The following is a 24,788-nucleotide window of genomic DNA, read 5'->3' as shown; positions in this document are numbered from 1 at the left end:
TGAACCGGTCGGAGAAAGAGTGGAAGATGCCGCCACGTGAGTGGACCATGGCCAAGGCGCAGTTCGCCCTCATCTTCGGCGAGCGCTTCATCAGGGCCATGGCGGCGTAATGTTCAACCGCCCGCCCGCACACGGAAATCCCGACAGTCCCAGGAGGAAGCGGTCATCGTCGCGTTCCGCCGCCACACGCTGCTGCCGCTGGATGACTGCCTCTACGCGCTCCGGGCGACAATTCGACATCTGACCCGGTCGTCGCTCCACCGCTGCCTCCAGCGCCATGGTATCAGCCGGTTGCCCGAAGTCGCTGGCGACAAAACACCCAAGCGCAAGTTCAAGACCTACCCGATCGGCTACTTCCACATCGACATCGCGGAGGTGCAGACTGCCGAGGGCAAGCTGCGCCTGTTCGTGGCGATCGACCGGACGAGCAATTTCGCGTTCGTCGAACTGCATCAGGAGGCCGGCAAGATCATCGCGGCTCAGTTCTTGCGCAATCTGGTCGCAGCCGTGCCCTACACCATCCACACCGTACTCACTGATAATGGCATCCAGTTCACCAACCACGCCCGGCATAAATATGCCTTCCACCATATCTTTGACCGGGTCTGCGACGAGAACGGCATCGATCACCGCCTCACCAAGGTGAAGCATCCGTGGACCAACGGCCAGGTTGAACGGATGACCGAACCATCAAGAAAGCTACCGTCAAACGCTATCATTACGACAGCCACGACCAACTCCGGCAGCACCTCGGCGACTTCGTCGCCGCCCATAACTTTGGCCGCAAGCTCGAGACACTCAGAGGCCTCACCCCCTACGAAGCCATCTGCAAAGCATGGCAAAATGAGCCAGAACGCTTTACCTCAAATCCGCACCAGCAAATGCTGGGACCAAACATCTAGGGAAGGAGCAGCGAAGCAACGCTGTAGGAGTAGAACCGATAGCCATTTTCAATGGCATGGGCGTAAGCCGCTTTCATCCTATCAAGCCCCATCATAGCCGAGACCAGCATGAACAGCGCTGATCCTTGCCGAAGCGCCCCACGTAGGATCCACGTGGGTCTCCCACGCCAAGGACCGCTCGCCTCAGTCGCCGCCGCTAAACTACTGAGAACGTCTCTAGGAAAGGTGGTGCCGCTTACAGGACTCGAACCTGTGACCCCCGCATTACGAATGCGATGCTCTACCAACTGAGCTAAAGCGGCGTGCCGGCGCCGGGCGACGGGCGCCCGTGTCGAGGGGGCGGCGCTTAGCAAGGGGGGGCTTGCGTGGCAAGCGGGCAACGCGGTTTACGTCGCGTTTACCACAGCGGGTGCAGGACAGGCCTTCGAAGACGCGGCACATCGGTGTGCCGTGCGTGCGGGGACGGGCAGTCATGGACACGGCGCGGGGGATCGAGGACGGCGAGATCGGCCAGGATGGCGGCGATGCCGCGCTTCAGGATCAGATGTTCGCGCTCGGCGGTGACGAGCGACGGATGCATGTGCGGGCGTATAATCATTGGGTGTCGCTGCTGAACGGGCGTCCCTATCCTGCGATCGCCGACCTGGACCCCGACGGGATCGTCGATTTCGGGCCGCATAGCGTGTTGCTGGACTTCACTGCCGGTATCGACGATCCGGGCATCGCCTATCTGGGTCGCGCGCTGCGCAGCGAATGTGGCCTGGAGACGTCGATCGGCCGCATCTCCGACGTGCCGAGTCGCTCGCTTCTCTCCCGCCTGACCGATCATTATCTGCAAATCATCGCCAATTGCGCGCCGATCGGTTTCGAGGCCGAATTCGTCGGCATACGCGACCGCACGACCTTGTACCGCGGCATCCTCATGCCCTTTTCCTCGGACGGTGAGGGCATCGACTTCATCTACGGCGTCATCAACTGGAAGGAGGTCGTCGATCCCGCTACCCAGGCCACGCTCGACGCCGAACTGGACGCGGCAATGCGTGTCGTTCCCAGGCCGGCGCCGAGCGCGGCGGTGTGGGCGGATGGCCCCGGCACCGCCTTCGCGCACGATGCCGGCCTCACGCACGAAGCGGAAGCCGATACCATGTCCGCCGGTTCGCTGGGCGAGCGGCTGGCGATCGCGCGCGAGAGCGCCGCGGCGGCGCGTGCCGCCGACACCCGCAGCCGTTCCGCGCTTTACCGTGCACTGGGCCGCGCGCACGATTTCGCGATCGCCGCGGATGCCGACCAGATGGGTTATGAAGCCTTGCTGAGCAACGCCGGCATCACGGCCCAGTTGCGCGCGCCAATGACGCCGATCGCCAAGCTGGTATTCGGCGTGGATTACGACAAGACGCGGCTTACCGAATACGCGGCCGTCCTCCAGCATGCCCACCGCAACGCAATTCCCGCGGGCGGCCTGGGGGACTTCATCGACGGCTTCGACGGCGGCATCAAGGCGGTGGTCGCTGCCGAGCGCCGCGCGCGCAAGCCGGTCGCGGACACGATCGCGCCCGTCGCCCTGGCGGATCGCGCTGCGTTCGCGACGATACCGTTCGCCACGAAGGCCGCAGCGGGAAGCGCCATCCTGCTCGTCGCGCGGGTTGCCGCGGATGGCATGATCGAGGTCGTGGGCAGCGTGCCCGAACGCTCGGCGCTTATCGATCGGGCGGTACGCGCACTGCGCTGAATCACCGCGCCAGCAACACCCGCGCCTGTCCGGCGATCTGCGCCAGCATCGCCGCATTGGGCTGAGCCGCATGCCGCGCACGATCGATTACCGACTTGAACTGTCCGACACGCCCAGCGTTGGCGGAGAGCCACGCCTCCACCGCCGTCTGGGGATCGCCGCCGCCCCCGCGCGCCAGAGCATCTAGCCGCAGCTGCTGAAAATCGCGCGCCAGGCCCGCGATCAGCAGCCGCTCCCAAGGATCTGTAGGTGACAGGCGCGCCGCTGTAGCCTGCGCCCAGTCCAGCCCCAGCGCCTGGCCGAGGCGCGTGAAGGCGCGGGTGAGGTCCGCCTCGTCAAGTCCGAGCCGCTGGCCTAGGTCCGCAAGGCCCACCGCGCCGTCGAGTTCGAACAGCCGCACGACATCGCGCGCCAGATCGGCCGGCGCCCCCGCCGCCTCCAGCCCCGCCGCTATCCGTGTGCTCTGGCTGCGTGCCTCGTCCAGCAGCAGATGCCCGGTCTGCGAATCGAGCTGCGCGATCCCCCTCGCCAGGCGCGCCAGCACCCCGGCGATGCCGACGCCGGGCGGGGTCACGCGCAGAAGGTCGGCGATCTGCGAGCGCACGCCGAGCGCTGCCTCGTCGAACAGCGCGATCCGCGCCGCTTCCGGCATAACGGTCGTCTCGATCCGCTGCCAGAGCGCGCCCAGCCCGAACAGCCGCTCGGCGACGACGAACATTGCCGCAATGTCGGCCATGGCCGCACCTTCCTCCTCGGCCAGCTCGAAGGGATGAAGGATGCCCAGGCGGTTGACGATCCGGTTCGCCAGCTTGGTCGCGACGATCTCTCCGCGCAGCCGGTGGGCGTCAATCGCGGCGGCTTGCGTCGCGCGCATCGCCCGCGGGAAGGCGGCATGGAGGTCGTCGGCGAGTGCCGGATCGAGTCCGAGTTCGCGCGTCTCGATCGCGTCCTGAAGCGCCAGCTTGGCGGTGGCGAGGAGGACCGCGAGTTCGGGGCGGGTCAGCCCGTGACCCTCGACGCCGCGTCGGAGCAGGATGTCGCCGGGGGCCAGCCCCTCGACCGCGCGGTCCAGGCGACCGGCGCTCTCGAATATCTCGATCACACGCGCATAGCTCGGCACTGCTGCCGCCCCGCCGGTTTCGGCGATCGACAGCGCCAGCGTCTGGAGGCGATTGTCCTCCAGCACCAGTGCAGCGACGTCATCCGTCATGCTCGCGAGCAGCGTGTTGCGCGCGTCGAACGCGAGCCGTCCCTCGATCATCTCGCGGTTGAGCGCGATCTTGATATTGACCTCGTTGTCCGAACAATCGACGCCGGCGGAATTGTCGATGAAATCGGTGTTGATCCGGCCACCCCGCGCGGCAAAGGCGATACGCGCGGCCTGCGTGGTGCCCAGATTGGCGCCTTCGCCGATCGCGGTGACGCGCAAATCCTCGGCATCGACGCGCAGCCGATCGTTGGCCGGATCGCCCACCGTCGCGTTGTTCTCCGCCGCTGCCTTTACATAGGTGCCGATGCCGCCGAACCATAACAGGTCGGCAGGCGCCTTCAGGATCGCGGCGATGAGCGCTGTGGGTTCCAGCGCATCGGCGGTGATGCCGAGTACGGCCTGCACCTCGGGCGTCAGCGTGATCGACTTTGCCGCCCGGCTGTGGACCCCGCCGCCCTTTGACAAAGGTGCGGCATAATCCGCCCAGCTCGAGCGTGGCAGCGCGAACAGCCGTGCGCGCTCTTCCCAGCTTGCCGCCGCATCGGGATCGGGATCGAGGAAGATGTGGCGATGGTCGAATGCCGCGACGAGGCGGATCGTCTTCGACAGGAGCATGCCGTTGCCGAACACGTCACCCGACATGTCGCCACAGCCGACGACGGTTACGGGCTCGGCCTGCACGTCGACGCCGCGCTCGGCGAAGTGGCGCTGGACGCTGATCCAGGCGCCCTTCGCGGTAATCCCCATCGCCTTGTGATCGTAACCGACACTACCGCCGCTGGCGAAGGCGTCGCCCAGCCAGAAGTTGCGCTCCAGCGCGATCGCATTGGCGACGTCGGAGAAGGTCGCGGTGCCCTTGTCAGCCGCGACGACGAAATAGGGATCCTCGCCGTCGTGGATACGTACATCGGCCGGATGGACGACCGCACCATCGACGATGTTGTCCGTGATGCTGAGCAGGGTGCGGATGAAGATGCGATAGCTTTCCGTGCCCTCCGCCAGCCACGCGTCGCGGTTCGCCGCGGGCGGTAGTTGCTTGGGATAGAAGCCGCCCTTGGCGCCGGTTGGCACGATCACCGCGTTCTTGACCCGCTGCGCCTTCATCAGCCCCAGGATCTCGGTGCGGAAGTCGTCGCGCCGATCCGACCAGCGCAGGCCCCCGCGCGCCACCGGTCCCGCGCGCAGGTGGATGCCCTCCACACGGGGGCTGTACACCCAAATCTCGCGCCATGGCACGGGGGCCGGAAGCCCTGGAATCAGGTGACTGTCGAGCTTGAAAGCCAGCGCCTCGCGCGCTTGTTCGGCAAAGGCGTTGGTGCGCAGCGTCGCCGCGATCAGATGGCGATAGGCGCGCAGGATACGATCGTCGTCGATCGCCGATACCGCGTCCAGCCCCCGCTCGATGGCGGCGTCCGCCTCCGCCACATCGCCGATGGCATCGGGACGGTGCGCAGCCTCGAACCGAGCGATCAGCGCGGCGGCCACCGCGGGTGCGCGGCGCAACGCGTCCACCACCGTCGCCAGCCCATATTGCAGCCCTGCCTGGCGCAGGTAGCGAAACCACGCGCGCAGCAGCACCACCGAAGCAGGCGCCATGCCCGCATCGACGATCAGCCGGTTGAAGGCGTCGTTTTCCGCCGCCCCCTCCAGCACCGCGGCGATCGCTCCTTCGAGGACCGCGGCATCCGCGGTGTCGCCCCCGCCCTGGACCAGGAAGTCGTGGACGAATGCTTCGCCCTCGCCGGTCAGCCGGGTCGGCAGTTCGCCGATCACGCGAAAGCCGAAATTCTCCATCACCGGCACCGCGTCCGACAGCGCCATCGCGGAACCCAGCTTGTAGATCTTCAACCGCCGGTCCTCGCCCTCGCGCGCGGGGAACAGGCGTACCGAACGGCTCGCCTCGCTCTCCAGCGCGCCCAGGCGCAGGATGTCGGCGGCAGCTTCGGCGGCGGCATTGAGGTTGCGGTAATTGGGCGGGAAGGTCGCCGCCCAGCGCAGCGCCAGCCGCGCCGCACGCGGCGCGGGCACGCTTTCGCCGAGCGCCGCTTCCACGTCGGGCACCCAGCCGCGGACCATCCGCTCGATCCGCTCCTCCAGCACCGCGGCATCGGGCATCCGCCCCGCGCCACTCCCGGTATCGCGCAGGTCGAGCGTGTAGCGCATCATCGCGACCACGCCGTCCTCCAGCGCGATTCCCCAGTTGAGCACCGGCGCGCCCGCGGCTTCGGCCAGCATATCCCCGATCGCCACCCGGCGGCCGGTCGTCAGGTCGTCTCGCGGCAGCCAGGCGAAGGCGAACAGATGGCGGCCCAGTGGCGAGCGCACGAGCACCAGGGCGGGGCGTGGACGGTCGGCGAGCGACATTGCGGTCAACGCCAGACGTTCGAGCGAGTTGCTATCGAAGGCGACGATCAGATCATGCGGCAGCGTGCCCATCGCATGGGTCAGCGCCTTGCCTGCATGGCCGCGCGGATCGAAGCCGAACTTCGCCTTCAGCGCCGCCAGAGCCGATCGCAGCACCGGCACCTCCCGCGGCGGCGCCGCCAGCGCCGCGCTGGTCCAAAGTCCGGCGTGGATCGACAGGCCGGCGACCCTGCCGTCCTCCACGATCGGCACCACCGCCAGGTCGAGCGGCACCGCACGGTGGACGGTGGCGATGCGGTTCGACTTCAGCAGCAACGGGACCGCGCCGCCACGTTCGAAATGTTCGATGGCGAGCCGGCAAGAGGCATCCGCAAGTGTCGGCACTTTGGCATCGCCGCGCGCGATGCCGAGCGGATCGCGCATGCCGCCCTCGGGAAACCAGCGATAATGGCCGAGCAGGGTCAGATTGCCGTCGAGGAACCAGTGGAGCAGGGCCGCGCCCTCCGCATCGCGCACCGTCCCCACATCGCCGCTCAACGCGCTTTGCAAGGCGGGCCAGTCGGTCACCGCGGCGCGAACATCGGCGAGCACGGAGCGGACGTCATCGACCAGCACGCGCCGGTCGCGCGCGTCGGTGCGGCTCATCTCCAGATACACCATCGATTCGCGGATCGGGCCTTCCCCGACCGCGATCAGTTCACCCGTGCTGCTGCGGGTGACGAGAACGACCGGGTGGATGACGCGATCGATTGCAATGTCGTGCGCGCCGATCGCCGCCGCGATCGAATCGACGAGGAACGGCATGTCGTCGTTGACGATCACCATCCGCATGCGCCGCCGCGTATCGTCGCTGGCGATGCCCTCCAGCCCGATCGCTGGGGTTCCTGGCGTGCGGTTAGCCGCGGTCGCCACGATGTAGGCGGCGGCGGCGGCGATCTCGGCTTCACCGAAGCCGGCGAGTTCGCCGGGCAGCGCGCCCTGGGTCAGGCGGGGGGCGAGGCGGGCGACGAGGGCTTCGGCGTGGGGCGCGTCAGCGGGATGGGGATCGGCCATGCGCGCGCCTATGCGCCTGCCCCGGACACGCTTCAAGTCTCGCACGGCCTGAAACGATGTTGCGCCGCAGCGTAATATTCCACCTCGGCCTGTTGCGTCACTCAGCTGCGGCGGTCTGTCGGCGCGTTCGCTGCCGCGCCGCCAGATCGGCCTTCCACCCCCGCGCGCGCCACCACATGATGACCCCGGTGACCGCCAGAATGGCGGGCAGGATGCCGCCGAGAAAGATCACGATCTGCCAGACGATCCCCATCCCGTGCCCGTCGTGGATTTGCCGCATCAACTGGGCGGTGGGATTGCCCTGCTGGCGCGGCGGCGCGACCGCGGCCCGGCCGGATGCATCGGTGACGGTGATCGGGCGCGGAGGCGCATCGCCGCCAGCATAGGTGACGGTCCACTCGGGCTTCAGGTCGGTCGGCCACGCGATGCTGCGCAGTTCGCCGCCGCGCGCCAGCGTGCCGGCCCGCGCGAGCACCGTGCCGACGGGCTGCACGGGGCTGGCCAACGGCTTGGCGCGCATCAGCGCCGCCCGGTCAGGCCCCCGCTGTTGCGTCGCGCCGCCGCTTACCCGCGCGAAGAATTGCGGGAAGCTGATCCATGCGCCGGTCAGCGACAGCACGAACAGCGGCAACGCGACCCAGAAGCCGAGCAGATAATGGAGATTGGTGTCGGTATTGCGATGCCGCGTCCAACGCAGGCCGCGCGCCCAGCGCCCCACCGTCGGCCACCACAGCCACAGGCCGGTGAACGCCGACAGCATCATCGCCACCCCGATCCAGCCGACGATCGTGCGGCCGATGCCGGGGATCAGCAGGCTGCCGTGGAGCACGTGCAGGACACGCAGCAGTCCCGACGCGCTGGACGCGGTATCCAGCACGCGCGCCGTCGGCGGGTCGAGATACACCATCGTCCGCACCGGCGGTCCCGGACGGCTGGCCGCCTGCGCCGGGCTGGCCGCGACCACCACCGGGCCATCGTCCTCGGGCATGGTCAGCATCGAAACCCGCTCGCCGTCCTTGAGCGCGCCCGCCGCCCCGGCGATATAGGCTTGGGGACCGAGCGTGGTATCGCCCGACACCGCGAAGCGCTGCGGATTTATCATCCGGTTCAGCCCCTCGTCCCAGACCAGCGCCGCGCCGGTCAGCGAGATCGGGATGATGAGAATCGCGAGCAGCAGCCCAAGCCATTTATGCACCTGGAACCAGGCGCGCCGCATCGCCAGCTTGCTCACTCGATAACTCCCGACCCTACCGGCCCGCCGTGGCACGCGTGCTATTGCGCGTCAATCGCAAGATATAGCAGCCACGTGCGCAGCGCGCTGGCGAGGTTAGGCGGATCGGCCGCGGTAATCCTGAGGGCGTCGACCTGTGCGACCAGCGCGTTGAGCGGCAATGCGTGGGCCATTGCGGCGCTTTCGAGCGCATCCCAAAAAGCGGGTTCCAGGCTGATCGAGGTCTGGTGGCCGGCGATGGTGACGGAGCGCTTGACCGGGCCTGCAAAGCCGCCTGGGGGCGTGCCGATCATTCGGCGTCGAACAACGCCGCCAGTTGCTCGACGATCGCGCCCGCCAGCTGTTCGGCGTCCATGATCGTCACCGCGCGCGCATAATAACGCGTCACGTCGTGGCCGATCCCGATCGCGACCAGCTCGACCGGCGACTTGCCCTCGATCCAGGCGATGACCTGACGTAGGTGGCGCTCCAGATACGATCCGGAATTGACCGACAGCGTCGAATCGTCGACCGGCGCGCCGTCCGAGATCACCATCAGGATACGCCGCTCCTCGGGCCGCGCGATCAGCCGCGAATGCGCCCAGAGCAATGCCTCGCCGTCGATATTCTCCTTGAGCAACCCCTCGCGCATCATCAGCCCGAGGTTCTGGCGCGCTCGCCGCCACGGCTCGTCGGCCTTTTTATAGACGATGTGGCGGATGTCGTTCAGTCGGCCGGGTTGCGGTGGCCGCCCCGCGGCGAGCCAGGTCTCGCGGCTCTGCCCGCCCTTCCACGCGCGGGTGGTGAAGCCGAGGATTTCGGTCTTCACCCCGCAGCGTTCCAGCGTGCGCGCGAGGATGTCGGCCGAGATCGCCGCGATCGATATCGGCCGGCCGCGCATCGACCCCGAATTGTCGATGAGCAAGGTGACGACGGTATCGCGGAAATCGGTCTCCCGCTCCACCTTGTAGCTCAGCGACAGCGTCGGATTCACCACCACGCGCGCCAGCCGCGCGGCGTCGAGGATGCCCTCCTCCTGATCGAAGTCCCACGACCGGTTCTGCTGCGCCATCAGCCGGCGTTGCAGACGATTGGCCAGCTTGGACACCGCGGATTGCAGATGGACCAGTTGCTGATCGAGATAACCGCGCAGCCGTACCAGTTCGTCCGCATCGCACAACTCGGTGGCGGCAACGACCTCGTCGAACTGCGTCGTCCAGGGCTTGTAGTCGAATTGCGCCGAAGGGTCGGAGAACGGCCGGTTGGGGCGGACCGGCTGCATGCCTTCCTCGCCGTCGTCGCCGGGTTCGCCGTCGGCGTCGTCGAGCCGGTCCTCGCCCATCTCGTCGCCGTCGCCGTCGTCGCCTTCCGACTCGGTTTGCTCGCCGCGCGCTTCGACCTGGCCTTCGCCCTGCCCGCCTTCGTCTTCGTTCTGCTCACCTTCATCCTGCTGCTGCTCGTCGGTGCCCTCGTCCTCCGAGCCGCCTTCGTCCGCCTCATCCGGCACCCGGTCGCCCTCGACCAGATCCAGATCCTCGAGCAGCTTCATCGCCATCTGCTGAAACCCGCGCTGGTCATCCAGCACGAGCGCCAATCCGCCGAGATCGGCGCGCTCGCCGATCCACTCGCGGACCAGCGCCAGGCCGGGCGCAGCCGCCTCCGGCGACTGACGACCGGTCAAAGTCTCGCGCACCAGCAGGCCCAGCGCGGTCGCCAACGGAACCTCGGCACGGGTCCGCGCGCGCGTGATCGGGTCGGCCCGCACCCGCACGTCGAGCGCGGTTGCCAGATTATCGGCGATACCGACGTAACCGCGACTGCCCAAAGCATCGACACGCGCGCCCTCGATCGCATCGAACACCGCTCGCGCGACCGCTTCCGCAGGCGCGGCGCGGGCGTGCAGCGCGATGTCGTGGTGCCGCAGCCTGAGCGCGAAGCCGTCCGCAAAGCCCCGCGCCTCCGCCACTTGATCGGCGGGCAATGCGCGCGCCGGCATCGGCACCTTGATATGCTTGCCCGATTGCACCGGCGCGTCGGCGGTGAAGGCAAGCTCCACCTCCGCCTCGTCCGCGATCGCGCGCGCCGTGCCGCCGAGGACCGCCTTGAACCGGTCGAGGGGGGTTTCCATCGCCATTACCAGAGAACCTTGCAGCCGAATTTGGCGATTTCGGGATCGTTGGTCAGGACGGTCATATTCTCGACGAGCGCCTGACCGGCAATAAGCCGATCGAATGGATCACGGTGGAGTCCCGGCAAATATCCGGCCCGCATCGCGTGCTCGGCATTCAGGTCCATGAACCTGAAATCATCCTGCCGCATCATCGCTGGAAACCGACGCGCGAATTCCGGCAGATCGGCGAGCTTGCCGATCCGGATCTTGTTCGCGATCTCCCAAACGCTGACCGCACTGACGTGAACAGCCTCTCCCTCTTCGATCGCCACCCGCGCAACACTCCCGAGGGTGGCAGCACCGCTCCACCAACGGATCAGCGCGACGGTATCCAACAGACACGTCAATCACTGCCGCTCCGCTTCGGGGCGATCGTCGATATAGTCCAGTTCTTCGCCGGGAAGCGGATCGGACCACGCCGAATGTGCGATCTTGGCGAGTTCGGGCCATCCGCCCGGCTCACGCCTGCGCTTGGGTTGCGTCTCGAACGGCACCAATTTGGCATAAGGTACACCCGCCTTCGCGAGGACGATTTCCTCACCGCCATGAGCGCGGTCGAGCAAGCGAGAGAAATTCGTCTTGGCATCGTGGACGTTGACCACGGACAGGTTCGATGGCGCGTTCATACCAACCCTCCAGATGGACTAAGCCCTATTAGTCCACCGTGTTTTGCGGATCAAGCCTTCCCCACCACGCTCTCGGGCAAGTCCTTGCCGAACACCCGCTGGTAATATTCCGCCACCAGCGGCCGCTCCGCCTCGTCGCACTTGTTCAGGAACGACAAGCGGAACGCGAAGCCGACGTCGCCGAAGATCAGCGCATTCTGTGCCCAGGTGATGACGGTGCGCGGGCTCATCACGGTCGAGATATCCCCGTTGACGAAGCCCTTGCGCGTCATGTCGGCGACGCGGACCATCTGGTCGACGGCCTTCTTGCCGTCGGGCTTGTCATATTCGCCCGATTTGGCGAGCACGATCTGCGCCTCGATCGCGGCGGGCAGATAGTTGAGCGTCACGACGATGTTCCAGCGGTCCATCTGGCCCTGGTTGATCTGCTGGGTGCCGTGATACAGCCCGCTGGTGTCGCCCAGACCCACGGTATTGGCGGTCGCGAACAGGCGGAACCAGGGCGAGGGGCGGATCACCCGGTTCTGGTCGAGCAGGGTCAGCTTCCCCTCGGTCTCCAGCACGCGCTGGATCACGAACATCACGTCGGGGCGGCCGGCGTCATATTCGTCGAACACCAGCGCCGTCGGGGTCTGCAACGCCCACGGCAACAGGCCCTCGCGGAATTCGGTGACCTGCTGCCCGTCCTTCAGCACGATCGCATCGCGCCCGATCAGGTCGATACGGCTGATATGCGCGTCGAGATTGATCCGGATGCACGGCCAGTTCAGCCGCGCCGCGACCTGTTCGATATGCGTCGACTTGCCGGTGCCGTGATAGCCCTGCACCATCACCCGCCGGTTGTGCGCGAAGCCGGCCAGCACGGCCAGCGTAGTGTCGGCGTCGAACACATAGGCCGGATCGAGATCGGGCACGCGCTCGTCGGCCTCGCTGAACGCGGGCACCTGCATGTCGACGTCCAGGCCGAACAGGTCGCGCACGCTCACCATCTTGTCGGGCGCGTCGAGGATCGTCGATTCGCGGCTGTCGGGCTTGGTGTTCGAGAGATCGGTCATTACGGTGCCTTAGGGCAAGGCGCGGGGATGACTCAACCGCTCACCTTCGCCGGGAATGGGGACAGGGCAGGAACCGCCGCATCGTCCCCAGGTTCCCATCGTCGCAGACTCGCCTCCCGCGACGTGGCATGCCATCATCGCTAACCGAGGTTTGCGGCTCTAGCGACGCCGCGAAGAACCCGCAAGAATGGGGAGGCGCCAGCATGGCCTATATCGACGGATTTCTGGTTCCGGTGCGTGCAGGGGTGACGCGTGAGGATTATCGCGCCTTTGCCGCCTTGGGCGCAGGCGTGCTGAAGGAACACGGCGCCACCCGCATCGTCGAGGCCTGGGAGGATGACGTGCCCGACGGCACCGTCACCGACTTCCGCCGATCGGTGCAGATTGCCGAGGGCGAACGCGTCGTCTTTTCCTGGATCGAATGGCCCGACAAGGCGACGCGGGATCAGGGGATGGCCAAGGTCATGGAAGACCCGCGGATGCAGCCCGGCGATACCCCTTTCCCCTTCGACGGCAAGCGGATGATCTTCGGCGGCTTCGAGGCGATCGTCGACGAATAGGAGCATCCTCATGGCCAAGATCGCACCCTGTCTCTGGTTCGATGGCGACGCGCACGACGCCGCCGCCTTCTACGCCGCGACGTTCCCCGACAGCCGCATCGACGCGGTCCACCGCGCGCCCGCGGACTATCCCGACGGCCGCGAGGGCGCGGTGCTGACGGTGGAGTTCACCGTCTGCGGCATGGCCTTCGTCGGGCTGAACGGCGGGCCGCATTTCCGCTTCAACGAGGCGGTATCCTTCCAGGTCTATACCGACGACCAGGCCGAGACCGACCGTTACTGGAACGCGATCGTCGGCAACGGCGGCAGCGAAAGCCAATGCAGCTGGTGCAAGGACCGCTGGGGCCTGTCGTGGCAGATCGTGCCCCGCGCGCTCACCGCCGCTTTGTCGCATCCGGACAAGGCCGCGGCCAAGCGCGCGTTCCAGGCGATGATGGCGATGAAGAAGATCGACGTCGCCGCGATCGAAGCAGCGGTGAAGGGCGGCGCATGACCGCCGAAGCCGAAGATCGCCTCAGGCGAACGCCGCCGCCCCGCGCAGCTGTTGATAGGCGGCGATGACCTTTTGCAGGGCTTCCTCGTGGCTGCGGTCGCCGCCGTTGCGGTCGGGGTGATAGCGGCGGACCAGTTCGCTGTAGCGTTTGCGCAGCGCCATGCGATCGGCATCCGCCTCCAGCCCGAGCACCTTCAGGCTCGCCCGGTCCTGCCCCGACAGCGGCTTGCCGTCGCGCCGCCCTTCCTCGCGGTCGCGCTTCAGCCGGGCGGCGATGGCGTCGAGCGGATCGGCGAAGTCGGCCCAGCGCGGCCCGCGGTCGCCGGTGCCCGAGAAGGCGCGCGTCTCGCGCTCCCAGCCGGCATAGGGGCGCTGCGCGGTGTGGATTTCGTCGGCGGTCATCCCGTCGAAGAAATTGTAGCGCGCATTGAACGCGCGGACATGCTCCAGGCACATCCAGCGGAACGGGCGCGGCCCTTCGCCGGGCAGCGGCGCTTCGAGCGCAGGCGCGCGGAATTCGCCCGGCTCGGGGCAGCCCGCCACCGCACACGGCCGCTGCGAACCCTCGACCCGCCCGTGGAACCGCGTCCGCGCGGTCTTTCCATCCTTACCGTCCGGCACGCATTCCCCGCTCGACGCAAAGCGGGCTATATAAGCGCGATGGCACCCACTTCTACCGCACCGCTAACCCAGATCATCGCGAACCGCCTCACCGAGGCGCTCGCGCCGTCGCGGCTGGAGGTGACCAACGAAAGCCACCTCCACGCCGGCCACATGGGCGACGACGGCACCAGCGAGACGCATTTCCGCGTCGCGATCGAGGCGCCCGCCTTCGCCGGCCTGTCGCGCGTCGCGCGGCAGCGGCTGGTGAACCGGGCGCTCGCCGATCTGCTCGCCACCCGCATCCACGCGCTGGCGATCGCCGCGCGCGCGCCCGGCGACGCCTGATGGCACCCGAGGTGCCCGAACTGATCGTCCGGCGCGCCCGCCCCGCCGCGCGCATCCTGCTGGTCGATGCGCAGGGGCGCGCACTGCTGATGCGCTTCGCCCCCGACGATCGCGCGCCCTTGTGGTGCACCCCCGGTGGTGCGGTCGATGCCGGCGAGAGCTATGAGGCGGCGGCGCGGCGCGAATTGTGGGAGGAGGCCGGCCTCGACATCGACTGCGGCCCGCAGGTGGCGCAGCGCACCGCCGAATTCCTGACCTTCGAGGGGGTCGAGGTCACCGCCGACGAACGCTATTTCCGCGTCGATATCGACCGCCACGATGTCGCCGCGGGCGCGCTGACCGCGCTCGAACGGCGGCTGATGACGCACACGCGCTGGTTCACCCGCGCCGAGATCGCGGACTGGGACGAAATCATCTACCCCGCCGATCTGGTCGCGCTGCTCGACGCCACGGAGCCGCGGCATGCTCGATGATTTCGTGGAGCAAATGCTCACGCCCGTCACCCACGACCTGGGCGGATTCAAGGTGCATCGCACCCTGCCGCACAAGGCCCGCACGATGGTCGGGCCGTTCCTGTTCTTCGACCAGATGGGGCCGGCGCATCTCGAGGTGGGCGGCGGCATCGACGTGCGCCCGCATCCGCACATCAACCTGTCGACCGTCACCTATCTTTTCGACGGCGCGATCCTCCACCGCGACTCGCTGGGCACCGAGGCGCGGATCGCGCCCGGCGCGGTCAATCTGATGACCGCGGGGCGCGGCATCGTCCATTCCGAACGCTCGCCCGGTGACGAGCGCGCGGCGGGACCGATGCTGTCGGGCATCCAGACCTGGCTGGCGATGCCCGAGACGGTCGAGGAGATCGACCCGGCGTTCGAGCATGTCGCGGCCGCGCGCCTGCCGGTGATCGAAGCGCCGGGGGTGCGCGCGCGCGTCATCATGGGCAGCCTGTGGGGCGCCACCGCGCCGACGACGACCCATGCCGGCACGATCTACGCCGATATTGCGCTCGAACCCGGCGCGAGCGTGCCGATCGACGCCGCCGCCGACGAGCGCGCGGTCTATCTGGCGATGGGCGAGGCGACGCTGGAGGGCGTGCCGCTCGAACCCCGGCGGCTCTATGTCCTGCGCCCCGGCATCGCCGCGACACTGCGATCGGTACGCGGCGGGCGGGCGATGCTGTGCGGCGGCGATGCCTTCGCCACCCCGCGCCACGTCTGGTGGAACTTCGTCAGCAGCCGCCGCGAGCGGATCGTCGAGGCGAAACGCGCATGGGCCGCGAGCGAATTCCCGAAGGTGCCGGGCGACGAGAAGGAATGGATCGACATTCCCGACGTGCCGAATACGGTAAGCTATCCCTGACACATTCCGTCCCTTTCAGGGAGGGGAGATAAGGAGAGAAGAATGACCGGCCTCCACCGCATCGCTTTGCCCACCGGGGTCGAACTCGACGTCCAGGTCGCCGGACACGGCGCCCATCCGGCGGTCATCCTGCTCCACGGCTTTCCCGAATCGCATCGGACGTGGCGCGGGATCGTCCCCGATCTGGCGCGCGACCATTTCGTCCTGGCGCCCGACCAGCGCGGCTATGCCCGATCGTCCAAGCCGGAGGGCGTCGAGCATTATACGCCCGACCGCATCGTCGCCGACATGATCGCGCTGGCCGATCACTTCGGCATCGACCGTTTCACGTTGGTCGGCCACGACTGGGGCGGTGCGGTCGCGTGGATGGCCGCGCTCCAGCATCCGAACCGCGTGGCGAAACTGGTGATCGTCAACGCGCCCCACCCGCTCGTCTTCCAGCGGACGATCTTCGACGACCCTGCCCAGCGCAAGGCGAGCCAGTACATTCGCCACTTCCGCGACACGAAGATCGACCAGGGGCTGATCGGCGCAGGGTTGGAGAAATTCTTCGCCACGACCTTCGCCAAGGTGCTGACCACCACGGTCGCCGGCGAGGACAAGGCCGCCTATCTCGACGAATGGGCGCAGCCCGGCGCGATGACCGCGATGCTCAACTGGTATCGCGCCAGCGCCATACAGGTGCCCGCGATGGACGAGACGCCACCCCGCCCCGCCTTCCTCGACGCGCCATTTCCGGCGACCGCGATGCCGGTGCTGGTGATCTGGGGCATGCGCGACGTCGCGCTGCTGCCGAGCCAGCTGGACTTGGCCGAATACGTACCCGACCTGACGATCGAGAAGGTCGATGCCGGCCATTTCGTGCCGTGGGAGAAGCCGGACGCGGTGATCGCGGCGATGCGGCGCTGGGGTGTGTGAGGCTCTCACGCTTAGCTGCGGTCATTGGGGAGCGACGGTAATTTGCCGGAAGCGGATGTTCGCCCATCGCCTTATACCTTGAGCATGGCCCGCCGAACGCCCTCACTTTTTTCGCCGACTGAGCTGTCAGAGGCGGACACCCCGGAGGTCGCGAGCCTGTACGCCCGCTGCGCTGACTACTTCCTTTTGCAAGACGGGGTGGTGCCTACTCCCGCCGACGCACACGAACTTTTTACCGAAGTGCCGCCCGAGAAGGATGCTCACGATCAAACCGTTCTTGGCTGGAGGGGCGGTGACGGCCTGTACGCAATCGCAGCTATCCTCCGCGATTACCCGCGTGATGGCACATGGTACATCGGCTTCATGATTGTGGATGCTACCCAGCGGGATCAAGGTATTGGCCGGTCGATTTATGCGGTGATCGAGGATTGGGCCGCTGCGAGAGGTGCCAGTGAAATCCGGCTGGCCGTTCTGGAGGCGAACGAAGCGGGCGAACGCTTTTGGCGATCCCTTGGCTTTGGCGAGTGTCGGCGGGTCGGGCCGGATATGTTCAAGATGCGGAGTCATCGCCGGATCGAACTTAGCCGACACGTCAATCGCAGTTACGTCGTGGGTAGCGACCGATAGCCGCCTGACCGCGCACCACCACCCTAGCGTCACCATCTACCCCTCATAAGCTCCTCGCCGCATCACGTAATCGCGAGTCTCATACGGCGGCGCCAGGCCCTTCACCCAGGCGCCGTGCGCGTGGGTCAGTGCAACCAGTTCCATCGGTCGGTCTCCCGGCCAGCCGCGAACGCGGACTTCGTGGCGGTGGAGGTCGCGGTTCGGCTCCATCATCACCCAGCCGATCGGCCGCTCCGCCGTCGCCCGCGCCCCCGCAGCCTCCATCGCCAACCGGATCCTCTCGCGGCGCTCCGCCGGGATATATTGCCAGACCACCGAGTGCATCAGCACCCGCGTGACCGCCGCGTCCTGCGGCTCGGCCAGCCGCGCCTCGACCCAGTCGGCGGCGTCGCCGTGGTCGAGCGCCGCGCCGCGCTCGCGGACCATCGCGATCGTCCGGGCGAGCCGCGCCTGGCGCTCGACGTTATCGACCCAGACATAGGCCTCCAGCCGCGCCGCCTGCGCCGGATCGCGCACGTCCACCGGCGCGATATCGACGCCCCGGACGGCGACGATCGCGACCGGCGCGGCGGGCGGCGGCGGGCCGCGCCACTCCGGGCGAATGGTCAGCGGCGCGTCCCCGGGGCCGGCGGTGACCCCGCCCAGGTCGAAGCGATAGCGGTCGATCAGCAGGTTCAGCCCCGCGCTCGACCCGATCTCCAGCAACTCTACGCGCGGGCCGTAGCGGGCGGCCAGATGCAGCAGCCCGGTCATCAACCCCGCCGATCGCCCCGCCTCATTGGTCTGCGGCGGCCCGTCGAGCCACGGCAGCAGCGCCGCGTCATGCGTGCGCAGCGTGGCGCGCAGCACCGCCTCGATCTCGCGCGGGTCGGTGGTCTCGCCGGCGAACACCCGCGACAAGGCAGGATCACCGCCGCCGCGGTGGAGCGCGTGCAGCCCGCCGATCAGCCGCAGCACCAGCGCATCCGCCACCGGCTCCCCCGGCCAGTCGAGCACCGCCCGCCCGGTCGCGCTGTCGCGGTCGATCGCGATTGCCAGGGCCTCGCACAGCCGCGTCGTCACCGGTGCGTCCATCGCGCGGCAATAGCCCGCCTGGATGCGGAAAGAGTTCCGGTTCTCCGCCTCGGTCGCCATACCCTGCCTCCCCCAGCGTTGTTGCGCCTTGGCCACCCCCTGCGTAAAGCCCGCGCGTGCCAGACGCCATCATCATCGCGGTCCCCAAGGGGCGCATCCTCGGCGAGGCGCTGCCGCTGCTCGCCGCCGCAGGCATCCGCCCCGAAGCCGCGTTCGGCGACCCCGACAGCCGCGCGCTGCGCTTCGCCACCGACGATCCCGGCATCGCGCTGATCCGGGTGCGCGCCTTCGATGTCGCCACATTCGTCGCGCATGGCGCCGCGCAGCTCGGCATCGTCGGGTCGGACGTGCTGGCCGAATTCGGCTATTCCGAACTCTACGCTCCTGTCGACCTCGGCATCGGCCATTGCCGCATCTCGGTGGCGGAACCCGCCGCAATGGCCGAACACGACGATCCGCGCGGCTGGAGCCACGTCCGCGTCGCGACCAAATACCCGCACATCACCGCCCGCCATTTCGCCGCGCGCGGGGTGCAGGCCGAATGCGTCAAGCTGAACGGCGCGATGGAACTGGCGCCGATGCTGGGGCTGGCGCCGCGGATCGTCGATCTCGTGTCCTCGGGGCGGACGCTGAAGGAGAACGGGCTGGTCGAAGTCGAGGTGATCGCCGAGGTCACCAGCCGCCTGGTGGTGAACCGCGCCGCGATGAAGACGCGCGCGCGGGTGGTGCCGCTGGTCGAGGCGTTCCGCCGCGCGGTGGCCGATGGGGTGGCGGCGTGATCCGCCTCGACACCCGCGACGCCGGCTTCGCCGCCCAGTTCGACACGCTCGTCAACGCCCGCCGCGAGACCAGCGCAGATGTCGCGCGCGACGTCGCCACCATCGTCCGCAGCGTCCGCGACGAGGGCGAGGCCGCGGTGCGCGCCTTCACGCTGAAGCTCGACCGCCACGATCTCGACGCCAGCGGCTGGCGGATCGAGCCTGCCACCTGCGCCGCCGCCTTCGACTCGCTAGACCCCGGCCTGCGCGACGCGCTGGTCCTCGCCGCCGACCGCATCCGCGCCTATCATGAGAAGCAGCGTCCCGCGGATACCGATTACACCGACGCCGCCGGTGTGCGCCTGGGCGCCCGTTGGCGTCCGGTCGATGCGGCGGGGCTGTATGTCCCCGGCGGGCGCGCGGCCTATCCGTCGTCGCTGCTGATGAACGCCATCCCCGCCAAGGTGGCAGGGGTAGGCCGGATCGCGATGGCGACCCCGACCCCGAATGGAGAAGTCAACGGCCTCGTCCTCGCCGCCGCGCATCTCGCCGGCATCGACGAGATCTGGCGCGTCGGCGGCGCGCAGGCGATCGCCGCCTTCGCATACGGCGCGGGGCGGATCGCCGCGGTCGATGTCGTCACCGGCCCCGGCAACGCCTGGGTCGCGGAGGCCAAGCGCCAGCTGTACGGCGTCGTCGGCATCGACATGGTCGCCGGGCCGAGCGAGATCGTCGTCGTCGCCGACGCGAAGAACCCGCCCGAGTGGATCGCCGCCGACCTGCTCAGCCAGGCCGAGCATGACGTGACCACCCAGTCGATCCTGTTCACCGACGACGCCGGGTTCGCCGACAAGGTGGCGGACGCGGTCGAGCGCCAAATCCCCGAACTCGCCACCGCCGCGACCGCGCGCGCGGCCTGGGACGCGAACGGCGCGATCGTCATGGTCGAGACGCTGGCGGACGCGCTGCCGCTGGTCGACCGCCTCGCCCCCGAACACCTCCAACTCGCGGTCGACGACCCCCAAGCGCTGTTCGACCGCGTCCACCATGCCGGATCGGTCTTCCTCGGCCGCCACACCCCCGAGGCGATCGGCGATTACGTCGCCGGCCCCAACCACGTCCTCCCCACCGGCAGGCGGGCGCGCTTCGCCAGCGGGCTGAGCGTGCTGGACTTCATGAAGCGGACCAGCTTTCTGGGGCTGGACGAGACGGCGCTTGCCGAGCTTGGCCCTGCGACGGTGGCGCTGGCGAACGCTGAGGGGCTTCCGGCGCATGCGAGGTCGGTGGCGCTGCGGCTGCGCTTGAACCGCTGAATAGGTCGGCTACCGCCACATTCCCCCGGGCACGGCCGCATTGAACCATCCGGGACAGCTATCGTCGATGTATTTCGTGACACCGTTCTCGACGTGCAGGATAAGGCGGCGTTCAAGGCCGCTATTATCGAACACGAGGGCGCTATCTGCCACCTCCATCGCGGCGGCCAGTCTGCGCAGGGAGTCCGGGTGCCGACGCACGACCGCGTCTTGCGGAACATCGTGACCGCCCTCCGCGACACGCTCGTCGATCCGAGCACGGGACAGTTCGGGCGTATCGATCCCCACATAGGCAAGGCTGACGTGAAAGCCGGCGACCTTCGCCTTGCGCATGAAGGCCAGGGCGCTGCTCCCGGCAAGGGTAGTCTCGATGCTCAGGCTTACGCCCTGATCGATCATCGCATTGCGCCGCTCGACGGCCAACCGCCCTGCGCGGAGAGCGTCCACCGGGCCGCTTGCCGGATCGAGTTCCATGGCGATCTCGTCGGCGTTGATATAGGGGATGTCTCCCCTGAGCATGTCGTTGAAGAGGGTCGTCTTGCCGGCACCATTGGGTCCGGCGAAGACCCACAGGATCGACGCCATCAAGCCGATTGCCGCCCCGCCGTTGCAGTGCTGAGGTCGATCTTCACCGTTTCCGTGCGTCCATCCGGATACCTGCGGATCACGTGCCCAGCGGGCGTATCATTCTCACGGTAGCTGACCGCGCGACCGCGAGCCAGCAGACCGTCGGCGGCATCGCGGCTGGCCAGTCTCGCGCGGCGCTTGAAATCCTCGTCGAGCGCCTGAGGTGATGGCCGGTCGAGGGGGTCGCGAGGGTTCATCGGTCCGATCTACATTGTCCGCTGCATCGTGGGAACCCGGCTGACAGCGGGGCAGGACTTGGACGTCCGGCTATGAGCTTTAGCTGCCGTCCGCTCGCCACAAGCCGCGCAGGGCTGACACGCCGCCCCCCCTCCCCTACATGCCCGCACTTATGTCAAAGCCCGCCCCCCGCACCCCCGCGCGCGCCGCCGCGCGTCTTGCCGCCGTCCAGGCGCTGTACCAGCATGAGATGGAGGGTACCGCGATCCCGTCGCTGCTCCACGAATTCCACAACCACCGGATCGGCGCCACGATCGAGGACGTCGAATATGCCGACGCCGACATCGACTTCTTCGACGACCTGGTCAGCGGCGCGCATGCGCGCGCGGGCGAGATCGACGTCCTGATCGAGGGGAAGCTGGCCAAGGGCTGGACCCTCGCCCGCCTCGACAAGCCGATGAAGGCGATCCTGCGCGCCGGCACCTACGAACTGCTCGCGCGCGCCGACGTGCCGGTGGGCGCGGTCATCACCGAATATGTCGATGTCGCCCACGCCTTCTACGACCGCCGCGAGACCGGCTTCGTCAACGGCCTGCTGGACGGAATCGCCAAGGGCGTGCGGGGGTGAGGCGGTTGCGCTTGCCGGAGCATCCTGGCTCCGCGGTAGACCTCGCGGCTGAGCTTACCGCCCTGGCGGAGCCTGAGCGGCGATCTGCGCGTGTCCGCCAACGGCAAGAGGTCGCCAATTTGCGCCATCGCATGAGAGGCGCACAGGCCGAGATACGGTTCGCGGACACATTCGCCAAATTGGGCGGCGGCTCTCTGCTGACGGCGAGTCTGCTGCTGCTCGTCAACGGTCAGGTCACCGGGCCGGTGATTGGTACCGCACTGCTGGCCTTGCTCGTGTTTATCGGGAGCACTATGTATTTGGTTCGGCTGGATCGTGTCGTGGCGGAGTATGAGCACGCGGTCGATGTGATCGAGGCTGCGTTGAAGGAGACGGAGCGGTGAATATCAACGTCGACGCCGTCCTCATTGTGTCAGGCATGATATTTCTGACCTGGGTGGGCGGTATGGGTGCCCTGATGCTCATGGGCCGGCGAAACGATCGCGAGTTTCGCGAGGAGATGGATCGCATCCGCGCTGACCGAGGCTGATTTTCTCGCCACGCTCCGCGCGCTCCCGCTACACCCCGGCGCGCGTGGGCTGGCCGATGACACGGCCCTGGTAGCCGGTTTCGTCGTCACCACCGACACGCTTGTCGAGGGCGTCCATTTCCTCGCCGCCGATCCGCCGCGGGATGTGGCGTGGAAGCTGCTCGCCACCAACCTGTCCGATATCGCTGCCAAGGGCGCGGCGATCGAGGGCGTGCTGCTCAACTATCCGTTGCGCGACGATGCGTGGGATCGCGCCTTTCTTGCGGGCTTCGGCGAGGCGCTTGCCCATTTCGGTGCGCGGCTGATCGGCGGCGATACGGTGTCGCTGCCGCCCGGTGCGCCGCGTATACTGACGCTCACCGCCATCGGGAGCGACGCCGCCGCCCCGGCACGAGACGGAGCGCAGGCGGGCGATGTGCTCTGGGTCACCGGCACCATCGGCGATGCCGGTGCGGGGCTGAGCATCGCGCAAGGCGCACCCGGCCCCGAAGCCCTGCTCGCCGCCTATCGCCGCCCCACCCCGCGCATGGCCGAGGGCCGGGCGCTCGCCCCGCAGGTTCATGCCATGATGGACGTGTCCGACGGCCTGCTGCTCGATGCGTCGCGCATGGCCGCGGCCAGTGGCCTGGCTGTCGCCGTCGATCTCGCCGCCGTGCCGCTTTCCCCCTCTTACCGTGTCCATGCAGGGGACTCCCGCGCCGCGCGCCTTGCCGCCGCGACCGCCGGCGACGATTACGAGCTGCTCTTCGCGGCGGCGACCGGGTTCGTGCCACCCGTCGGCGCTACCGCGGTCGGCCGCTTCGCCCCCGGCGCGGGCCTGACGCTGCACCAATCCGGCACGCCCATACCGATTCCTCCAAAACTGGGGTTCGAGCACGCTTGCGCGATCGACTGAGGCTGATAGGTTCCACCCTTCGACGACGACCCGCAAAGTACGGGCGCCGCGTAAATGGAGAGGAACGGGATGACGACCGTCTATATCGCGATCGTGTGCGGCCTGATCGCCGTACTATATGGCTTCATCACCAGCCGGCAGGTGCTCAGTCAGCCCGCCGGCGATGCACGGATGCAGGATATAGCCGCCGCGATACAGGAGGGCGCAAAAGCCTATCTCGGTCGCCAATACGCCACCATCGCGGTCGTCGGCGTCGCGGTCGCCGCGATCCTGGCGGTCACCCTGGGCCTCGTTTCCACCATCGGCTTCATCATCGGCGCGGTGCTCTCGGGCGTTGCGGGCTATGTCGGCATGAACATCTCGGTGCGCGCCAACGTCCGTACCGCGGAGGCAGCGCGCACATCTTTGCAGGGTGGCCTGACGACCGCGTTCCGATCGGGCGCGGTCACCGGCATGCTCGTGGCGGGGCTTGGCCTGCTCGCGATCAGCGGATTCTTCTGGTATCTCATCGGCCCGGCGGGCCATGCTCCCAACGACCGGATCATCATCGAGGCGCTGACCGCGCTGGCGTTCGGCGCCTCCCTCATCTCGATCTTCGCGCGGCTGGGCGGCGGCATCTTCACCAAGGCCGCCGACGTCGGCGCCGACCTGGTCGGCAAGGTCGAGGCTGGCATCCCCGAGGACGACCCCCGCAATCCCGCGGTCATCGCGGACAACGTCGGCGACAACGTCGGCGATTGCGCCGGCATGGCCGCCGACCTGTTCGAAACCTATGTCGTCACTTTGGGCGTCACGATGATCTCGATCGCGCTGCTGATCCAGGCGGATGCGGGCGAACTGCTGCGCCTGATGAGCCTGCCGCTGATCGTCGGCGGGGTGTGCATCATCACCAGCATCATCGGCACCTACATGGTCCGCCTGGGCCGCGGCAGCATCATGGGGGCGCTGTACAAGGGGTTCTTCACCTCCGCGATCCTGTCGATCCCAGCGATCTTCCTCGCCACCAGTTACGTTCTGGGGGATCTGAACGCGGTCATCGGCGGCGCCGGGTTCCTCGATGCCGCAACCGACGATCTGACGACCAGCGTCGCGCCGGCCGTCGACGCCAGCTTCACCGGCATGGATCTGTTCTGGTCGATGATGATCGGGCTGCTCGTCACCGGGCTGCTGGTGTGGATCACCGAATATTACACCGGCACCGATCACCGCCCGGTGCGCAGCATCGCCAAGGCCAGCGAGACCGGGCACGGCACCAACGTCATCCAGGGCCTGGCGATCAGCCTCGAATCGACGGCCCTGCCGACTTTGGTGATCGTGATCGCCGTGATCGCGACCTACCAGATCGCCGGCGTCATCGGCATCGCCTTCGCCGCGACGGCGATGTTGGCGCTGGCCGGCATGGTGGTCGCCCTGGACGCTTACGGTCCCGTCACTGACAATGCCGGCGGCATTGCCGAAATGGCGGGCCTGGAGGGCGAAGTCCGCAACCGCACAGACGCGCTCGATGCCGTGGGCAACACCACCAAGGCGGTAACCAAGGGCTACGCGATCGGTTCGGCC

26 protein-coding genes, 1 tRNA gene and 2 pseudogenes are annotated in these 24,788 nt (G+C 67.9%); 16 read left to right on the top strand and 13 right to left on the bottom strand.

Annotated elements, in window-relative coordinates; genetic code table 11:
* Positions 1 to 150: 150 nt before the first annotated feature.
* Positions 151 to 902 (top strand): annotated as a pseudogene (locus VF643_RS12180) (IS481 family transposase); the annotation flags it as partial.
* Here VF643_RS12180 and VF643_RS16145 read toward each other — a convergent pair.
* Both VF643_RS16145 and VF643_RS12175 read right to left on the bottom strand, forming a co-directional pair.
* A pseudogene (locus VF643_RS16145) lies at positions 899 to 1,024 on the bottom strand (S-adenosylmethionine:tRNA ribosyltransferase-isomerase); the annotation flags it as partial. The pseudogenes VF643_RS12180 and VF643_RS16145 sit on opposite strands and share 4 nt — an antisense overlap.
* 104 nt (positions 1,025 to 1,128) lie before the next feature.
* A tRNA-Thr gene (locus VF643_RS12175) sits at positions 1,129 to 1,204 on the bottom strand.
* Positions 1,205 to 1,374: 170 nt separating this feature from the next.
* Between VF643_RS12175 and VF643_RS12170 the strand changes: the two genes are divergently transcribed.
* Positions 1,375 to 2,631 carry a hypothetical protein gene (locus tag VF643_RS12170; protein ID WP_331043659.1) on the top strand — a complete coding sequence of 419 codons (1,257 nt, stop codon included), beginning with the start codon at positions 1,375 to 1,377 and terminating at the stop codon, positions 2,629 to 2,631.
* Position 2,632: 1 nt separating this feature from the next.
* Here VF643_RS12170 and VF643_RS12165 read toward each other — a convergent pair whose 3' ends face one another.
* The 7 genes from VF643_RS12165 to cobS form a co-directional block, all read right to left on the bottom strand.
* On the bottom strand, positions 2,633 to 7,258 hold the full coding sequence (locus tag VF643_RS12165; protein WP_331043658.1) for an NAD-glutamate dehydrogenase: 4,626 nt from the start codon (positions 7,256 to 7,258) through the stop codon (positions 2,633 to 2,635).
* Positions 7,259 to 7,355: 97 nt separating this feature from the next.
* Positions 7,356 to 8,489, bottom strand: a complete 1,134-nt coding sequence (locus VF643_RS12160) for a PepSY-associated TM helix domain-containing protein (protein WP_331043657.1) — start codon at positions 8,487 to 8,489, stop codon at positions 7,356 to 7,358.
* A gap of 41 nt (positions 8,490 to 8,530) precedes the next feature.
* The gene (locus VF643_RS12155; RefSeq protein WP_331043656.1) at positions 8,531 to 8,782 is read right to left on the bottom strand and encodes a ribbon-helix-helix domain-containing protein; all 252 of its coding nucleotides are present in this window, start codon (positions 8,780 to 8,782) and stop codon (positions 8,531 to 8,533) included.
* The gene (cobT, locus tag VF643_RS12150) at positions 8,779 to 10,602 is read right to left on the bottom strand and encodes a cobaltochelatase subunit CobT (RefSeq protein WP_331043655.1); all 1,824 of its coding nucleotides are present in this window, start codon (positions 10,600 to 10,602) and stop codon (positions 8,779 to 8,781) included. Before cobT ends, VF643_RS12155 begins: the two co-directional genes overlap by 4 nt.
* Positions 10,602 to 10,973: a type II toxin-antitoxin system VapC family toxin gene (locus VF643_RS12145; protein ID WP_331043654.1), complete on the bottom strand. Its 372-nt coding sequence runs from the start codon at positions 10,971 to 10,973 to the stop codon at positions 10,602 to 10,604. Before VF643_RS12145 ends, cobT begins: the two co-directional genes overlap by 1 nt.
* A 12-nt stretch (positions 10,974 to 10,985) precedes the next feature.
* Positions 10,986 to 11,264 (bottom strand): type II toxin-antitoxin system prevent-host-death family antitoxin, encoded by a 279-nt coding sequence (locus VF643_RS12140; protein WP_331043653.1) that lies wholly within the window; start codon positions 11,262 to 11,264, stop codon positions 10,986 to 10,988.
* 50 nt (positions 11,265 to 11,314) lie between these two features.
* Positions 11,315 to 12,319, bottom strand: coding sequence for a cobaltochelatase subunit CobS (gene cobS / locus VF643_RS12135; protein ID WP_331043652.1), 1,005 nt, complete (start codon positions 12,317 to 12,319; stop codon positions 11,315 to 11,317).
* A gap of 203 nt (positions 12,320 to 12,522) precedes the next feature.
* Here cobS and VF643_RS12130 point away from each other — a divergent pair, with 203 nt between their 5' ends.
* Both VF643_RS12130 and VF643_RS12125 read left to right on the top strand, forming a co-directional pair.
* On the top strand, positions 12,523 to 12,879 hold the full coding sequence (locus tag VF643_RS12130; protein WP_331043651.1) for a DUF1428 domain-containing protein: 357 nt from the start codon (positions 12,523 to 12,525) through the stop codon (positions 12,877 to 12,879).
* A 10-nt stretch (positions 12,880 to 12,889) separates the two neighbouring features.
* Entirely contained in the window at positions 12,890 to 13,372 is a 483-nt protein-coding gene (locus VF643_RS12125) for a VOC family protein (protein ID WP_331043650.1), read from the top strand.
* Positions 13,373 to 13,393: 21 nt separating this feature from the next.
* On the opposite strand, the gene VF643_RS12120 is transcribed toward VF643_RS12125, so the two are convergent.
* Positions 13,394 to 13,993: a J domain-containing protein gene (locus VF643_RS12120; protein WP_331043649.1), complete on the bottom strand. Its 600-nt coding sequence runs from the start codon at positions 13,991 to 13,993 to the stop codon at positions 13,394 to 13,396.
* 39 nt (positions 13,994 to 14,032) lie between these two features.
* Between VF643_RS12120 and VF643_RS12115 the strand changes: the two genes are divergently transcribed.
* The 5 genes from VF643_RS12115 (at position 14,033) to VF643_RS12095 (ending at position 17,227) form a co-directional block, all read left to right on the top strand.
* Positions 14,033 to 14,320 carry a BolA family protein gene (locus tag VF643_RS12115; RefSeq protein WP_331043648.1) on the top strand — a complete coding sequence of 96 codons (288 nt, stop codon included), beginning with the start codon at positions 14,033 to 14,035 and terminating at the stop codon, positions 14,318 to 14,320.
* Entirely contained in the window at positions 14,320 to 14,793 is a 474-nt protein-coding gene (locus VF643_RS12110; protein WP_331043647.1) for an NUDIX hydrolase, read from the top strand. Before VF643_RS12115 ends, VF643_RS12110 begins: the two co-directional genes overlap by 1 nt.
* Complete coding sequence (locus VF643_RS12105; protein WP_331043646.1) at positions 14,783 to 15,682, top strand: pirin family protein; 900 nt, start codon at positions 14,783 to 14,785, stop codon at positions 15,680 to 15,682. Before VF643_RS12110 ends, VF643_RS12105 begins: the two co-directional genes overlap by 11 nt.
* Positions 15,683 to 15,724: 42 nt before the next feature.
* Positions 15,725 to 16,600: an alpha/beta hydrolase gene (locus VF643_RS12100; RefSeq protein ID WP_331043645.1), complete on the top strand. Its 876-nt coding sequence runs from the start codon at positions 15,725 to 15,727 to the stop codon at positions 16,598 to 16,600.
* A gap of 84 nt (positions 16,601 to 16,684) precedes the next feature.
* A complete protein-coding gene (locus tag VF643_RS12095) occupies positions 16,685 to 17,227 on the top strand; it encodes a GNAT family N-acetyltransferase (protein WP_331043644.1) in 543 nt (180 codons plus the stop codon).
* Positions 17,228 to 17,263: 36 nt separating this feature from the next.
* Here the strand turns inward: VF643_RS12095 and VF643_RS12090 are convergent, their stop codons facing one another.
* Positions 17,264 to 18,361, bottom strand: a complete 1,098-nt coding sequence (locus VF643_RS12090; protein ID WP_331043643.1) for a DUF2332 domain-containing protein — start codon at positions 18,359 to 18,361, stop codon at positions 17,264 to 17,266.
* A gap of 56 nt (positions 18,362 to 18,417) precedes the next feature.
* Here VF643_RS12090 and hisG point away from each other — a divergent pair, with 56 nt between their 5' ends.
* Together hisG and hisD are read left to right on the top strand one after the other, a co-directional pair.
* Entirely contained in the window at positions 18,418 to 19,080 is a 663-nt protein-coding gene (gene hisG, locus VF643_RS12085) for an ATP phosphoribosyltransferase (protein WP_331043642.1), read from the top strand.
* A complete protein-coding gene (hisD, locus tag VF643_RS12080; RefSeq protein WP_331043641.1) occupies positions 19,077 to 20,372 on the top strand; it encodes a histidinol dehydrogenase in 1,296 nt (431 codons plus the stop codon). The genes hisG and hisD overlap by 4 nt, the downstream gene beginning before the upstream one ends.
* A gap of 9 nt (positions 20,373 to 20,381) precedes the next feature.
* Here the strand turns inward: hisD and VF643_RS12075 are convergent, their stop codons facing one another.
* Together VF643_RS12075 and VF643_RS12070 are read right to left on the bottom strand one after the other, a co-directional pair.
* Positions 20,382 to 20,957 (bottom strand): zeta toxin family protein, encoded by a 576-nt coding sequence (locus VF643_RS12075; RefSeq protein ID WP_331043640.1) that lies wholly within the window; start codon positions 20,955 to 20,957, stop codon positions 20,382 to 20,384.
* Positions 20,957 to 21,196 (bottom strand): hypothetical protein, encoded by a 240-nt coding sequence (locus tag VF643_RS12070; protein ID WP_331043639.1) that lies wholly within the window; start codon positions 21,194 to 21,196, stop codon positions 20,957 to 20,959. Before VF643_RS12070 ends, VF643_RS12075 begins: the two co-directional genes overlap by 1 nt.
* 152 nt (positions 21,197 to 21,348) lie before the next feature.
* Here VF643_RS12070 and nusB point away from each other — a divergent pair, with 152 nt between their 5' ends.
* From nusB to VF643_RS12045, 5 genes are all read left to right on the top strand, one after another.
* On the top strand, positions 21,349 to 21,804 hold the full coding sequence (gene nusB, locus VF643_RS12065; protein ID WP_331043638.1) for a transcription antitermination factor NusB: 456 nt from the start codon (positions 21,349 to 21,351) through the stop codon (positions 21,802 to 21,804).
* A gap of 119 nt (positions 21,805 to 21,923) precedes the next feature.
* The gene (locus VF643_RS12060) at positions 21,924 to 22,187 is read left to right on the top strand and encodes a hypothetical protein (RefSeq protein WP_331043637.1); all 264 of its coding nucleotides are present in this window, start codon (positions 21,924 to 21,926) and stop codon (positions 22,185 to 22,187) included.
* Entirely contained in the window at positions 22,184 to 22,333 is a 150-nt protein-coding gene (locus tag VF643_RS12055) for a hypothetical protein (RefSeq protein WP_331043636.1), read from the top strand. Before VF643_RS12060 ends, VF643_RS12055 begins: the two co-directional genes overlap by 4 nt.
* Positions 22,320 to 23,228, top strand: coding sequence for a thiamine-phosphate kinase (thiL, locus tag VF643_RS12050; protein WP_331043660.1), 909 nt, complete (start codon positions 22,320 to 22,322; stop codon positions 23,226 to 23,228). Before VF643_RS12055 ends, thiL begins: the two co-directional genes overlap by 14 nt.
* A gap of 69 nt (positions 23,229 to 23,297) precedes the next feature.
* Positions 23,298 to 24,788: sodium/proton-translocating pyrophosphatase (locus VF643_RS12045; RefSeq protein ID WP_331043635.1), on the top strand; the 1,491-nt coding region annotated here is incomplete at its 3' end.

Origin of the sequence: Sphingomonas sp. (assembly GCF_036387595.1) — a bacterium.
Lineage (GTDB): Bacteria > Pseudomonadota > Alphaproteobacteria > Sphingomonadales > Sphingomonadaceae > Sphingomonas.
Note: the sequence above shows the minus strand (reverse complement) of the source record. Positions and strands in the feature narration are given on the sequence as shown.

Excerpts from the sequence above, each read along its gene's own strand:
- VF643_RS12170 (WP_331043659.1), top strand. The coding sequence starts at position 1,375 with ATGGACACGGCGCGGGGGATCGAGGACGGCGAGATCGGCCAGGATGGC.
- VF643_RS12165 (WP_331043658.1), bottom strand. The coding sequence starts at position 7,258 with ATGGCCGATCCCCATCCCGCTGACGCGCCCCACGCCGAAGCCCTCGTC.
- VF643_RS12155 (WP_331043656.1), bottom strand. The coding sequence starts at position 8,782 with ATGATCGGCACGCCCCCAGGCGGCTTTGCAGGCCCGGTCAAGCGCTCC.
- cobT (WP_331043655.1), bottom strand. The coding sequence starts at position 10,602 with ATGGCGATGGAAACCCCCCTCGACCGGTTCAAGGCGGTCCTCGGCGGC.
- VF643_RS12140 (WP_331043653.1), bottom strand. The coding sequence starts at position 11,264 with ATGAACGCGCCATCGAACCTGTCCGTGGTCAACGTCCACGATGCCAAG.
- cobS (WP_331043652.1), bottom strand. The coding sequence starts at position 12,319 with ATGACCGATCTCTCGAACACCAAGCCCGACAGCCGCGAATCGACGATC.
- VF643_RS12130 (WP_331043651.1), top strand. The coding sequence starts at position 12,523 with ATGGCCTATATCGACGGATTTCTGGTTCCGGTGCGTGCAGGGGTGACG.
- VF643_RS12125 (WP_331043650.1), top strand. The coding sequence starts at position 12,890 with ATGGCCAAGATCGCACCCTGTCTCTGGTTCGATGGCGACGCGCACGAC.
- VF643_RS12115 (WP_331043648.1), top strand. The coding sequence starts at position 14,033 with ATGGCACCCACTTCTACCGCACCGCTAACCCAGATCATCGCGAACCGC.
- VF643_RS12110 (WP_331043647.1), top strand. The coding sequence starts at position 14,320 with ATGGCACCCGAGGTGCCCGAACTGATCGTCCGGCGCGCCCGCCCCGCC.
- VF643_RS12105 (WP_331043646.1), top strand. The coding sequence starts at position 14,783 with ATGCTCGATGATTTCGTGGAGCAAATGCTCACGCCCGTCACCCACGAC.
- VF643_RS12100 (WP_331043645.1), top strand. The coding sequence starts at position 15,725 with ATGACCGGCCTCCACCGCATCGCTTTGCCCACCGGGGTCGAACTCGAC.
- VF643_RS12095 (WP_331043644.1), top strand. The coding sequence starts at position 16,685 with ATGGCCCGCCGAACGCCCTCACTTTTTTCGCCGACTGAGCTGTCAGAG.
- VF643_RS12090 (WP_331043643.1), bottom strand. The coding sequence starts at position 18,361 with ATGGCGACCGAGGCGGAGAACCGGAACTCTTTCCGCATCCAGGCGGGC.
- VF643_RS12075 (WP_331043640.1), bottom strand. The coding sequence starts at position 20,957 with ATGGCGTCGATCCTGTGGGTCTTCGCCGGACCCAATGGTGCCGGCAAG.
- VF643_RS12070 (WP_331043639.1), bottom strand. The coding sequence starts at position 21,196 with ATGAACCCTCGCGACCCCCTCGACCGGCCATCACCTCAGGCGCTCGAC.
- nusB (WP_331043638.1), top strand. The coding sequence starts at position 21,349 with ATGTCAAAGCCCGCCCCCCGCACCCCCGCGCGCGCCGCCGCGCGTCTT.